Annotated in this window: 13 protein-coding genes; 3 read left to right on the top strand and 10 right to left on the bottom strand. The window is 66.2% G+C overall.

The window, feature by feature from the left end; all coding sequences use genetic code 11:
* Positions 1–39: 39 nt before the first annotated feature.
* Both DEH84_RS12795 and DEH84_RS12800 read right to left on the bottom strand, forming a co-directional pair.
* Complete coding sequence (locus DEH84_RS12795) at positions 40–2,391, bottom strand: DNA translocase FtsK (RefSeq protein WP_109038383.1); 2,352 nt, start codon at positions 2,389–2,391, stop codon at positions 40–42.
* A gap of 203 nt (positions 2,392–2,594) precedes the next feature.
* Positions 2,595–3,266 (bottom strand): Crp/Fnr family transcriptional regulator, encoded by a 672-nt coding sequence (locus tag DEH84_RS12800; protein WP_109037196.1) that lies wholly within the window; start codon positions 3,264–3,266, stop codon positions 2,595–2,597.
* Between the two features lie 220 nt (positions 3,267–3,486).
* On the opposite strand from DEH84_RS12800, the gene trxB reads away from it, so the two are divergent.
* The 3 genes from trxB (at position 3,487) to rpmG (ending at position 5,068) form a co-directional block, all read left to right on the top strand.
* Positions 3,487–4,443: a thioredoxin-disulfide reductase gene (gene trxB / locus DEH84_RS12805; RefSeq protein ID WP_109037197.1), complete on the top strand. Its 957-nt coding sequence runs from the start codon at positions 3,487–3,489 to the stop codon at positions 4,441–4,443.
* A gap of 206 nt (positions 4,444–4,649) precedes the next feature.
* Positions 4,650–4,883: a 50S ribosomal protein L28 gene (rpmB, locus tag DEH84_RS12810; protein ID WP_109037198.1), complete on the top strand. Its 234-nt coding sequence runs from the start codon at positions 4,650–4,652 to the stop codon at positions 4,881–4,883.
* Positions 4,884–4,897: 14 nt separating this feature from the next.
* Positions 4,898–5,068, top strand: a complete 171-nt coding sequence (gene rpmG / locus DEH84_RS12815) for a 50S ribosomal protein L33 (protein ID WP_109037199.1) — start codon at positions 4,898–4,900, stop codon at positions 5,066–5,068.
* 253 nt (positions 5,069–5,321) lie between these two features.
* On the opposite strand, the gene DEH84_RS12820 is transcribed toward rpmG, so the two are convergent.
* The 8 genes from DEH84_RS12820 to ruvX form a co-directional block, all read right to left on the bottom strand.
* Complete coding sequence (locus tag DEH84_RS12820; RefSeq protein WP_109037200.1) at positions 5,322–6,548, bottom strand: DesA family fatty acid desaturase; 1,227 nt, start codon at positions 6,546–6,548, stop codon at positions 5,322–5,324.
* A 118-nt stretch (positions 6,549–6,666) separates the two neighbouring features.
* Entirely contained in the window at positions 6,667–7,098 is a 432-nt protein-coding gene (locus DEH84_RS12825; protein ID WP_109037201.1) for a type 2 periplasmic-binding domain-containing protein, read from the bottom strand.
* A gap of 18 nt (positions 7,099–7,116) precedes the next feature.
* Positions 7,117–8,418, bottom strand: coding sequence for a hypothetical protein (locus tag DEH84_RS12830; protein WP_159098958.1), 1,302 nt, complete (start codon positions 8,416–8,418; stop codon positions 7,117–7,119).
* Between the two features lie 187 nt (positions 8,419–8,605).
* Positions 8,606–9,400 carry a lysophospholipid acyltransferase family protein gene (locus tag DEH84_RS12835; RefSeq protein WP_109037203.1) on the bottom strand — a complete coding sequence of 265 codons (795 nt, stop codon included), beginning with the start codon at positions 9,398–9,400 and terminating at the stop codon, positions 8,606–8,608.
* Between the two features lies 1 nt (position 9,401).
* Positions 9,402–10,742, bottom strand: a complete 1,341-nt coding sequence (locus DEH84_RS12840) for a dihydroorotase (protein ID WP_109037204.1) — start codon at positions 10,740–10,742, stop codon at positions 9,402–9,404.
* Positions 10,739–11,710, bottom strand: coding sequence for an aspartate carbamoyltransferase catalytic subunit (locus DEH84_RS12845; protein WP_109037205.1), 972 nt, complete (start codon positions 11,708–11,710; stop codon positions 10,739–10,741). Before DEH84_RS12845 ends, DEH84_RS12840 begins: the two co-directional genes overlap by 4 nt.
* The gene (pyrR, locus tag DEH84_RS12850) at positions 11,710–12,222 is read right to left on the bottom strand and encodes a bifunctional pyr operon transcriptional regulator/uracil phosphoribosyltransferase PyrR (RefSeq protein ID WP_109037206.1); all 513 of its coding nucleotides are present in this window, start codon (positions 12,220–12,222) and stop codon (positions 11,710–11,712) included. The genes DEH84_RS12845 and pyrR overlap by 1 nt, the downstream gene beginning before the upstream one ends.
* Positions 12,219–12,641, bottom strand: coding sequence for a Holliday junction resolvase RuvX (gene ruvX / locus DEH84_RS12855; protein WP_109037207.1), 423 nt, complete (start codon positions 12,639–12,641; stop codon positions 12,219–12,221). Before ruvX ends, pyrR begins: the two co-directional genes overlap by 4 nt.
* Positions 12,642–12,656: the final 15 nt, after the last annotated feature.

Raw genomic sequence — 12,656 nt, forward strand, 5'->3', positions numbered from 1 at the left:
AGGCAAGGTGCGTCATGTGCGTGTCTTCGGTGGTGGCCATCAGGCCTCGTCCCAGGGTGCCGACGTGGCGCCGCCTTCGCCGCCGCGGGCCGGCGTGATGATCTCGCGGTTGCCATTGGTCGACATCGACGAGACCAGACCGGATTTCTCCATTTGCTCCAGCAGACGGGCAGCCCGGTTGTAGCCGATGCGCAGGTGCCGCTGCACCAGCGAGATCGACGCCTTGCGATGCTGCAGCACCACGGACACGGCGTTGTCGTACATCGGGTCCTGCTCGCCATCGCCGCCGCCGGCGGGCGAACCATCGAGGTTGCTGCCCTCGTCGCTGAGCGAACCGCCCTCGAGGATGCCCTCGATGTAGTTGGGCTCACCCTGCGTCTTGAGGTACTCGACCACGCGGTGCACCTCGTCGTCGCTGACGAAGGCGCCGTGCACGCGAATCGGCAGGCCGGTGCCCGAGGGCAGGTAGAGCATGTCGCCCTGCCCCAGCAACGCTTCCGCGCCCATCTGGTCGAGGATGGTGCGGCTGTCGATCTTGCTGCTGACCTGGAACGAGATGCGCGTCGGGATGTTGGCCTTGATGAGGCCCGTGATCACGTCGACCGAGGGGCGCTGCGTGGCCAGGATCAGGTGAATGCCGGCCGCACGCGCCTTCTGGGCCAGGCGGGCGATGAGCTCTTCGATCTTCTTGCCCACCACCATCATCAGGTCGGCCAGTTCGTCGATGACGATGACGATGTGCGGCAGGCGATCGAGCGGCTCGGGCTCGTCGGGCGTCAGGCTGAACGGGTTGGGGATCAACTCGCCACGGGCCTTGGCGTCTTCCATTTTCTTGTTGTAGCCGGCCAGGTTGCGCACGCCCATCTTGGACATGAGCTTGTAGCGTCGCTCCATCTCGCCCACCGCCCAGTTCAGGGCATTGCTGGCGAGCTTCATGTCCGTCACGACCGGGCAAAGCAGGTGCGGGATGCCTTCGTAGACGCTCATTTCGAGCATCTTCGGGTCGATGAGGATGAGGCGGACATCGCGCGCCTCGGCCTTGTACAGCAGGCTCAGGATGGTGGCGTTGATGCCCACCGATTTGCCCGAGCCGGTGGTGCCGGCCACCAGGCAGTGCGGCATCTTGGCCAGGTCGGCCACGACGGGCGCGCCCACGATGTCCTTGCCCAGCCCAATGGTCAGCATGGACTGGGCTTCGTGGTAGACCTGCGAGCCGAGGATCTCGGTGAGGCGGATCATCTGGCGCTTGGCGTTGGGCAACTCGAGCGCCATCAGGTTCTTGCCCGGGATGGTCTCGACCACGCGGATGCTGACCAGCGACAGCGAGCGCGCCAGGTCCTTGGCGAGGTTCACGATCTGCGAGCCCTTGACGCCGGTGGCCGGCTCGATCTCGTAGCGCGTGATGACCGGGCCCGGCGAGGCCGCCACCACCCTCACCTCGACGCCGAAGTCCTTCAACTTCTTCTCGATCATGCGCGAGGTCATCTCGAGCGTCTCGGGCGTCACGGTCTCGATGCGGCCCACGGTGGGGTCGAGCAGGTCGATCTGCGGCAGCTTGTTGTCGCCCATCTCGGCAAACAGGGGCTTCTGCTTTTCCTTGGCCACCCGGTCGGACTTGGGCACTTCGACCACCGGCTGCTCGATGATGATGGGAATGGGCTCGGAGGGCAGCTCGTGACGCACCTCTTCGACCACGCGCTCGCGCTCGATGGCGGCTTTCTCGCCGATGCGGATGTCTCGGGCCTCTTCGCGGCGGGCCTCACGTTGCTGGCGCAGGCCGTCGAACAACGCGCCGATGCGCTCGGCCAGGTCCAGCCAGGAGAAGCGCAGGGCCATGGCCGTGCCGGCCACGAGCAGCGCGATCCAGACCACGCCCGAACCATTGAAGCCCAGCCAGCGCTCACCCAACTGGCCCAGCGTCATGCCCAGGATGCCGCCCGCGTGGGCACCGGCGAGCACATCTTCGTGGCGGTACAGGCGCGACCATTCGAGGGCCGTGCTGGCGGCCAGCAACAGCACCACACCGGCGCCGAAACGCCACGGCGAAAAGGAGGTGGCGGGGACGCCGCCGCTGACGCCCGCATCACGACGGAGCCAGCGCGCCAGGGCCCCCAGCCACACCCGGGCGCCGATCAGCAGCAGCCACCAGGACGATTGGCCCAGCACGAACTGCGCGAGGTCGGATGCGTAGGCGCCCAGTTGCCCGGCCCAGTTGGTGGGCTCGGTGTGGTGGCCCGAGGTGGTGAAGGCGGGATCGAGCCGGTTGTGGCTCAGCATCGCCAACAGGAAGAGGAGCCACACGACCGCGCCAATGAGCAACGTGGCCTGGAAGCGGAGTGTGTGCTCGAGCGGGGTGGTGGACTCGGGGGGGCGAGCCAGGGAGGCGGCCATCTGCGCGCGGTGCAGGCGGCCGGCGGTGCGGGCCGGCGCGGCACCCGGCTCACTGCGGCGCTCGCCCCCACGGGTGGCAGCGCCCTCGGTGCGGAGGGATCCCAGCGGAAAAGTCATCCCTGCATTGTGGCGGCATTTCGGTGCGGTTCAGGCCCTGGGCCGGGCCGCCGAAACCATCGTTACAGATGCAGGTAGAGGCGCACTCAGGCGGTGGCCGCCAGACGATCCTTCAGCACCACGCTGCCGGTTTCCTGTGTCTCGATCAGGCCACGCTCTTCCAGGTCCTTCATCACGCGGCTGACCATCTCGCGCGAGGCCCCGACGTGCTTGGCCAGATCCTGACGCGAGACCTTGCCGCGGATGATCTTGGCGCCGTCGTCGTCGTCGGCCATGTCGAGGAGCGCGCGGGCCACGCGCCCGTAGACGTCCAGCAGCGCCAGCGACTCGATCTGCCGGTCGGCGTTGCGCAGACGCTGCACCAGACCGCGCAGGATGGCGTAGGACAGCGAGGAGTTCTCGGGCAGACAGCGGGCGAACTCCGCACGACCCAGCACCAGCACATCGGTCTGGACCTCGGCGCGCACGGTGGCCGAGTGCGGTTCGTTGTCGATCAGGCTCATCTCGCCCAGGTAGTCACCGGCCTCCAGGACAGCCAGGATCACCTCACGGCCCCGTTCGTCGGCCGCAACGACGCGCGCACGGCCGTTGAGCAGAATGAACAGGGAATTGGTCTTCCGACCGCGCTCGACGATGAGTTCGCCACGACGATAGCGGCGCTTGACCACGCCTTCCGCGATGGACTCGGCCTGCGCCGGGGTCAGCATCGAGAACAGCGGGACACGCCGGATCAGATCAAGATTGGACAACATGGCCATGGCGGCTCCTTTTGGGTTTAAGACGACGAAGGCCTGTCAAGGAAAAAGGTCGGAAAAGGTCGAAATCACCTGTGCGTGCCTGTGACATACAACCGTCTCTACAATTTTCGGCACGTGTACGGCAGTTTTTAGCACTTTATGAGCTCCCACGAGGAGCGCAAGCCCGGAATTTCCGGAGGCTGCCGGCAAAGTTCAGTCCCAGACAACGAAAGGCGATGCCATGACGACCCCGCAACACAGCCAAGTTCTCATCCTCGGCTCCGGCCCCGCAGGCTACACCGCCGCCATCTATGCGGCCCGTGCCAACCTGAAGCCGACCCTGGTGACGGGCATGGCGCAGGGCGGCCAGCTGATGACGACAACCGAGGTGGACAACTGGCCGGCCGACGCCAGCGGCGTGCAAGGCCCCGAGCTGATGCAGCGTTTCCTGCAGCACGCCGAACGCTTCAACACCCAGATGGTGTTCGACCACATCAACACGGTCGACCTGTCGAAGCGGCCCTTCACCCTCAAGGGCGATGCGGGCACCTACACCAGCGACACGCTGATCATCGCCACCGGCGCCTCGGCCAAGTACCTGGGTCTGCCTTCGGAAGAGGCCTTCATGGGTCGCGGCGTGAGCGGCTGTGCGACCTGCGACGGCTTCTTCTACCGTGACGAAGTGGTGTGTGTGGTCGGAGGCGGCAACACGGCCGTCGAAGAAGCGCTGTACCTGTCGAACATCGCCAGCAAGGTCCACCTGATCCACCGTCGCGACAAATTCCGCGCCGAGGCCATCATGATCGACAAGGTCATGGAGAAGGTGGCGGCCGGCAAGATCGAGCTGCACCTGTTCAACGTGCTCGACGAGGTGCTGGGCGACCAGACCGGCGTGACCGGTGTGCGCCTGAAGAACGTCGATGACGGCAGCACGAAGGAAGTGGCACTCAAGGGCTGCTTCATCGCGATCGGTCACCACCCGAACACCGACATCTTCCAGGGCCAGCTGGAAATGAAGGACGGCTACATCCTCACGCAGGGCGGCCACAATGGTTTTGCCACGATGACGAGCGTGCCGGGCGTGTTTGCAGCCGGCGATGTGCAGGACCATGTATACCGTCAGGCCATCACCAGCGCAGGCACCGGCTGCATGGCGGCGCTCGACGCACAGCGCTTCCTGGAGCAGTCTTCAAGCTGACCTTTGCCAAGCCGGCGGAATCTGGCTATAATCTCGGTTTTGCCAATTTCGTCCCGAAACGACCGGGCGCCGATGCTGTTGCAAGACAGTTCAGGTGAGCGGCGACGTCGGAAGGGTGAACCACCAAGGCCTGCAGCCCGAAGCAGCCGGCCCTGCTCTGGTCACCGAATCGCAACACAAGCGCATACAGCGAACGGAGAAGCGTCATGGCACGCGTCTGTCAAGTCACGGGCAAGGGCCCGATGGTCGGGAACAATGTTTCCCACGCCAACAACAAAACCAAGCGTCGTTTCCTGCCCAACCTGCAGTACCGCCGCTTCTGGGTCGAAAGCGAGAACCGCTGGGTGCGTCTGCGCATCAGCGCCGCCGGCCTGCGTCTGGTGGACAAGGTGGGTATCGATCAGGTCCTGGTTGACCTGCGCGCCCGTGGCGAACTGTGATCGGAGACTGAACCATGGCTGCTAAAGGCGGACGCGAAAAGATCAAGCTGGAATCCACTGCGGGTACCGGCCACTTCTACACCACGGCCAAGAACAAGAAGACCACGCCCGAAAAGCTGGAATTCATGAAGTTCGACCCCAAGGCCCGCAAGCACGTCCTGTACAAGGAAGTGAAGCTGAAGTAATTCAGCGCGAGGCACCTGCTTCAAGAACCCGCCCTGGCGCAAGCCTCGGCGGGTTTTTTCTTTGGTAATGTGGAGCGACTGCCCACGTCAGGTCGCGCACGGCGGCATTCACAAGAAGCCCCCGCCCTCCGCGAGTTGCATCGCGTCCGGCCCTGCGTGTGCCGTACGGCAAGAACCGAGCACCCAAGAAAAAAGCCCCGCCGAGGCGGGGCTGGTGTGTGTAGCGAGTGTGACGGCGGCGTCGGCGCCGATCTCAGGCGTGGGCAGCGCGGAGCTTGCGAGAGAAGTCCTGCAGGGCCTGGATGCCGCTCTCTTCGGCACGATGGCACCAGTTCTGCAGATCGGCCACCAGTTGCTCGGCAGACACGTTGGTGCGGGTCCAGAGGGCGCGCAGTTCCTCGCGCATCGCAATCAGCTTGTCGAGGCTGGGGTTCGCGGCGCGCGCTTCGGCGACCTGAGCCGACATGCCTTCGGGCATCTGGTTCTCGTCGCGGTGCATCCAGTGGCGCACGCGCTGCAACTGGATGGCCGCCGACTCTTCGCCCGCGGCCTTCAGGCGCGTCAGTTCGGCCCGGCACGCCAGGCGCACTTCGCGCGCATAACCGGCCATCAGCTCGTATCGGTTGGCCACGATGGCTTCCAGCGTCTTGGCATCGGCCACGGGCTTGATGTCGCCCAGTTGCAGCCGCGGCGGGGTCTTGCGCACCTTGGCGAGACCCAGCATCTCGAGTCCACGGATGTAGCCCCAGCCGATGTCGAACTCGTAGGGCTTGACGGACAGCTTGGCCGAGGTCGGATAGGTGTGGTGGTTGTTGTGCAGCTCTTCGCCACCGATGATCAGGCCCCACGGCGAGATGTTGGTGGAAGCGTCCGGCGCCTCGAAGTTGCGGTAGCCCCACCAGTGGCCCAGGCCGTTGATGATGCCGGCCGCCGTGATCGGGATCCAGGCCATCTGCACAGCCCAGACCGTGATGCCGATGGCGCCGAACAGCGCCACGTCGATCAGCAGCATGGCGATCGGACCCCAGTTGTTGCGCGGGGTGTAGAGGTTGCGCTCCAGCCAGTCGTCCGGCGTGTTGTGGCCGTACTTCTTGAGCGTCTCGGCCTTCATGGCCTCGTCCCGGTACAGCTCGCGGCCTTCCAGCAGCACCTTCTTGATGCCGTGGGCCACGGGGCTGTGCGGGTCTTCGGCGGTTTCGCATTTGGCGTGGTGCTTGCGGTGCACGGCCACCCATTGCTTGGTGACGGTGCTGGTGGTCAGCCACAGCCAGAAGCGGAAGAAGTGCGAGGGAATGGCGTGCAGGTCCAGCGAACGGTGCGCCTGGGCCCGATGCAGGAAGATGGTGACCGATGCGATGGTGATGTGCGTCACGACCAGCGTGAACAGCACGATCTGCCACCAGCTCGCGTCGAGCAGGCCATGGATGGCCCATTGCACGAGGCCATCGTGCAGCGAGCCGGAAATCAGGGAATCGGACATCAGGGGGACCTTTCAGCGGGACCGAAGATTGTAGGCGCCCCTGCATGACCGGCCTTGTTTCAACACAAGAAGCCGCCACCCGACCAGGGGAAGGCCGGGTGGCGGGTGTACCGGAGGGTCAGTCGACCGTCAGCACGACCTTGACGGAACCGTCCACAGCCGACTTCTCGATGTAGCCGATGGCGTCCGGGTTGGAGGCGACGAACTTCTTGACCTCGGCAGCGCTGCCCAGTTCCTTCGGAGGTGTGGCCTTTCCGGAGAAAGTCAAGCGCGCCCAGGTGGCCTTGACCTGAGCCGACGTCTTGCCGGCCGCCTTGCTGTAGAACTGCTCACGCACGGCGCTGGATTCGGGCAGGTCGGTGGGCACGGCGGTGCCGCCGGACGGCAGCGTGGCGCTCTTGCCCAGGAAGATGGCCGAAACCTGATCCGGCGTCATGGACGCCAGCGGGCTCTTGGGGTTGACGATGATGGCAACTTCAGCGGCGGCGAACTGGGCGGCGCTCAGCAGACCGGCGACCAGCAGGGTCTGAAGGGTGAACTTGGTTTTCATGTGATTGCTCCCTTCGGCTTAGAACACAAAGTCCATCGAGACGGTGAACACATTGATGTCCTTCTTGTTGGCCAGGAAGGACTGTGCCGATGCCGTCGCCGGATCTGCCACCAGGAACAGGCCGTTGGAGTTGGCCGGCTTGCTCACGCGGTCGTACTGGGCCTTGAGGGCCACGTTGCGCAGGACATCCCAGCGGACGCCGACGCTGGTGGTGCGCTGGCTGACCTTCTGGGTGTTGAGGATGCCTTGCACGCCACCGACCACGGCGGCGCCGAAACCGGACGCACCGGCCGGCATGGCGGCGTTCGGGTCATCCACTTTCAGTTTCGAGAAGGACACGTAGGGCAGGACAGAGCCAAAGCGGTAACCACCCAGGACATACCAGCCCGTGGTGTCAGCGATGTAGCCCTTGTTCACCTTGCGCTTGGTGAACTCGGCCGCCGCCACGACGTTGTCGCGGTCGACGGTGAAACCGATCCCACTGAACGTGGCCTTGGTGTCGTCGGTCGTGACGGCATCAATCACCTGCTGGGCGGCAATGGCGGTTGCGCCGCCCGCAGCGAGGGCCGGGCTCACGCCATTGACCAGTTGCTGCGCCAGCGCCGACTTGGTGGTCAGCTTGCCCTGCATGTGGCCCACGCGCAGGGCGTAGCCCGACGAGAACTCGGCCAGCACGTTGAGGCCCACGGCGTGGTCGATCCGTACCTCGGTCGGCGGCACAGCTGCCCCGCTGCGGCGCAGCGCGCTGGAGAAGTCCGACTTGGCGTTACCGGCCCACAGGGTGGAGGTCAGCGTGACGCTGCCCACGTCCAACTGGTAGGCGGCGTCAGCGCCATCGAAGTAGCTCACCGGCACCTGGCCATACACGTCCAGGTTCGGGCGAACCGTGGTGTTGGCGTAACCGACATCGCGGAAGTCGGAGACCATGAAGAACGGCGCACCCATGCGGCCGCCACGCACGCTCAGCGCCGACGTGGGCTGCCACTTGGCAAAGACCCACTCGGGGTTGGGCACGTACTCGCCATCGGCGTCGTACTTCATCATCAGCTGGGTCGTGGCCGACAGCGTGGGGGTGAACTTGTACGAGCCCTGCAGCGCGATCTTGCTATCGGGGTTCAGGCTTGCCTTCTTGTCTGCACCGCCACCCTGTCCTGGGTAGTTGAACAGGGCATCGTTGGTCGACGAGCGCGACACGCCCAGCGTGCCGAAGCCGGAAAGACGGAACTGGCCATCGGGCGAGGTGTAGTCGGCGTGCGCGGTGGCACAGGCCGCCAGCACGGCCAAAGTGACCGGCAGACGGACAAACCTGAATTGAGTCATGAAAGCTCCTCAGTGACGAGAGGTGGGTGAAACCCAGCGGCGTGCGCCGCCCGGACAAAGGTGCCGCTTGTTTTTCTTCTGAAACAAGACGTGACCTTCGTATCGCCACTCTGGAGCGAATCTTGATATGTGAAAGTCCGAACAGCCGTGACAAATGCCACCGTTTCGAACGGTCGTTCGTTTTATTTCACTCGAACTGCCGCGTCAAAGCGGCTTCAGCCAGGCCCTGCACATGCTCTGCCAGGGCCCGCCGGTCGGCGTGCGTGGCGCGCAGCGGCGGCAGCACTTCGACGTGCACGGTGAGGCCGCGCGCGGTGGCAACCCACCAGAGCGATTGCAGCAAGGTGGTCGTGCCAACGTAGGCCGTGGAAGGGCTGACTGCGTGGTGCGGGTCGCTGTAGCGCAGCACGACCGGCTGCACCGGCACATCGGCATCGATGGCGGCCTGGAACAGATTGGGGTGAAACGGCAGCACCCCGTGACCCGTGCCGGTCGTGCCCTCCGGGAACACGGCCACGGTGTCGCCGTTCTGGAGGGCTTTGGACATCACACCGAGCACGCGCATGGCGTCACGACGCCGCTCGCGTACCAGATACAGCGTGCCCGCCGCGGTGACGAGGCGCCCGAGCAAGGGCCAGTCTCCGACCTCGGCCTTGGACACAAAGCGGGCGGGCTCGGTGGCATTGATGGCCACGATGTCGAGCCACGAAATGTGGTTGGCCACGATGAGCTTGCCACCCGGCCGCGCCGTGCCCGTGACCTTCACCGTGATGCCGAGCAGCTTCAACAGGCGGCCCGACCAGGCAATGGTGAAGGCACGTCGGCGGGCCGCGTCGTAGCCGGGCCACCACGTGTAGGCCAGGGCGAGCGCCCGCAGGACGTGGGCCACCACGCACAGCAGGCGCCATGGCGCCAGTGCCACCCCCAGCACCGTGATGCGAGGGGTCTGACTAGGCGCCAGCGGGCGAGCAGAGAGGCTCATGTCAGGCGGACGCCGCCTCGGCCTCGTGGGCCACCTGCCCGGCCACGAGGGTGAGGCGCACGCGCCCGGCCATCTGGAAACCGGTGTCCTTGAAGGCAAACGGCGTGTGCTTGCCCTGGCTGACCAGCGCTTCGGGCGTCACGGTCCAGCGTGCGGTCGGGTCGAACACCACCACGTCGGCCACCCCGCCCGCCACCAGCTGCCCTGCACTGCTGGACAGCGAGCCGATGGCGTCGCCCAGCACCTTCACGGGCCCGAGGGTGACGGCCGCGAGCGCCCGACGCAGGCGCTCGGAGTCGGGCTGGTCCTGCTCGTCGGCGCCGGCCCATTTCAGAGCCAGACTCAGCAGCAGTTCAAGGCCGGTCGCACCGGGTTCGGCTTCGCCGAAAGGCAGCGTCTTTTCGTCTTCGCTGACCGGCGTGTGGTCGGACACCAGCGCGTCCAGCGTGCCATCGGCCAGCGCGGCGCGCAGGGCGTCGCGGTCACGGCCCTGGCGCAGCGGCGGGCTCACCCGCATCGCCGGATTGAAATAGCCGATGTCCAGGTCGGTCAGCATCAGCGAATTGATGCTGACGTCGGCCGTGATGGGCAGCCCCTGGGCCTTGGCCTGGCGCACCAGTTCGACGCCGGCCGCGCTGGACAGGCGGCACAGGTGTACGCGGGCGCCCGTCGCGCGGGCCAGTTCGATGATGGTGTGCAGCGCGATGGTTTCGGCGGCCACCGGCACGCCGGACAAGCCCAGGCGGGTGGCCACGGGGCCGCTGGCGGCCACACCCTTGCCCAGCCAGGCGTCGTTCGGGCGCAGCCACACGGTGTAGCCGAAGGTGGCGGCGTACTGCAGCGCGCGCTGCAGCACCTGGGTGTTCTGCACGGGCACCTCGGCCTGCGAGTAGCCCACGCAACCGGCTTCGTGCAGCTCGGCCATCTCGGTCAGGTTCTCGCCCTTGAGGCCACGCGTGAGCGCACCCAGCGGGAACAGGCGGCAACGGCTCAGCTTGCGCGCGCGCAGCTTGAGCATCTCGACCAGGCCAGGTTCGTCGAGTGCCGGGTCCGTATCGGGCAGGCAGACCACGCTGGTGACGCCACCGGCTGCGGCGGCGGCCAGTTCGCTCTCCAGCATGCCTTCGTGTTCGTGGCCGGGCTCACGCAGGCGGGCAGCCAGGTCGACCAGACCGGGGGCCACGATCAGCCCCGTGGCATCGATGGTGCGGTCGGGCGCGAAGTCGGCGTTGACCTGGCCGATGGCGGTGATGCGGCCCGAGGTGATGGCGAGGTCACCGACCTGGTCCAGGCCGGAAGCGGGGTCGACCAGGCGGCCGTTCTTGATCAGGATCTTGCTCATGCTTCGTTTCCAGCCAGGATGGACATCACGGCCATGCGCACGGCGATGCCGAAGGTGACCTGGGGCAGGATCACGCTCTGTTTGCCGTCGGCCACGGCAGAGTCGATCTCGACGCCGCGGTTGATGGGGCCGGGGTGCATCACGATGGCGTCGGGCTTGGCCAGCGCCAGCTTGGCTTCGGTCAGGCCGAACTCCTTGAAGAACTCGCCGGAGCTGGGCAGCATGCCGCCGTTCATGCGCTCGTTCTGCAGGCGCAGCATGATGACGACATCAGCATCCTTGATGCCTTCTTCCATGCTGTGGCACACGCGCACGCCCATCTCGCGCAGGTCGCCAGGCACCAGCGTGCGCGGGCCGACCACACGCACCTCGGGCACGCCCAGCGTGGTCAGCGCATGGATGTTGGAGCGGGCCACGCGCGAGTGCACGATGTCGCCCACGATGGCCACGGTGAGGTTGGTGAAGTCCTTCTTGTAGTGCCGGATCGTGTACATGTCCAGCAGCGCCTGCGTGGGGTGCGCATGGCGGCCGTCGCCGGCGTTGACCACGTGCACATGGGGCGCCACGTGCTGGGCGATCAGGTAGGGCGCACCGGATTCGGCGTGGCGCACGACGAACATGTCGGCGGCCATGGCGCTCAGGTTGGCGATGGTGTCGAGCAGGCTCTCGCCCTTGGAGGCCGACGAGCGCGCAATGTCGAGGTTGATGACATCAGCGCTCAGGCGCTTGGCCGCGATCTCGAAGGTGGTGCGGGTGCGGGTGCTGTTCTCGAAGAACAGGTTGAACACGCTCTTGCCGCGCAGCAGCGGCACCTTCTTGACCTCGCGGTCGTTGACGCTCAGGAACTGCTCGGCCGTGTCCAGGATCTGGTGGATGATGGCCTTGGGCAGGCCTTCGGTCGACAGCAGGTGGATCAGCTCCCCGTTGCTGTTGAGCTGCGGGTTGCGCTGGGGTCTACGGATGGTCATCAAACCCTCTCGAAATGGAATTGGAAGCGGCCGTTGTCGTCGCGGACCAGGGCGACGCGCTCGCTGTCGGGCAGCGTGATGCGGGCGGCGGACAACGCGGGCTCGAAGGGCAGCTGGCGCCCTCCGCGGTCGACCAGCACGGCCAGCGTGACGCTGGCGGGGCGACCGAAGTCGAACAGCTCGTTGATCACGGCGCGCGTGGTGCGGCCGGTGTAGATCACGTCGTCGATCAGCAGGATGTGGCGGCCCTCGACCTCGAACGGCAGGTGCGTGGCGTCCTTGCCCAAGGCCATGCCGCGCGAGCCGAAGTCGTCGCGGTGCAGGGCCGACGAGATCACACCATGCGGCGCGGCCAGGCCCAGGTCCTTCTGCAGACGCTCGGCCAGCCAGGCGCCGCCCGACCACACGCCCACCAGCACGGTCTCTGCCGTGACAAGGCGGCGGACGCCGGTCAGCAGGCTGGTGTACAGGGCCTCGGCGTCGAGGGTCAGGGACGAGGTGGTGGCGCTCACGTGGGCTGCTCCGTGCTGGAAGAGAGGTCGTTGAAGAACTGCTGCAACAGGATCGCGGCCGAGGCGGCATCCAGGTCGCGCGCCCCCCCTGCGATGGCCTCGGTCGTCGAGTAACGCTCGTCGACCTCGTGCACCGGCAGGTGAAAGCGCCCGCTGAGCTGGCGACCGAACTTGCGCGCCCGCACGGTATTGTCGTGCTCGGCGCCATCGGGATGGTAGGGCACGCCAATGACGAGCGCGTGAGGCTGCCACTCGGCCACCAGCGCCGCGATCTGCTCGAAACGGGCAGCGCCCTCAGCCGCAATGGTGCGCAACGGCTGGGCCTGGCGGGTGTAGGAATTGCCCGTGGCGACGCCCACGCGCTTGAGCCCGTAGTCGAACGCGAGGAAAGTCAGGACGCTGCCCGTGGCGACGCCCATCCGGCCCTTCCCGGG

The sequence above is a fragment of the Aquabacterium olei genome (genome assembly GCF_003100395.1).
In the GTDB taxonomy this organism is placed as follows: domain Bacteria; phylum Pseudomonadota; class Gammaproteobacteria; order Burkholderiales; family Burkholderiaceae_C; genus Aquabacterium; species Aquabacterium olei.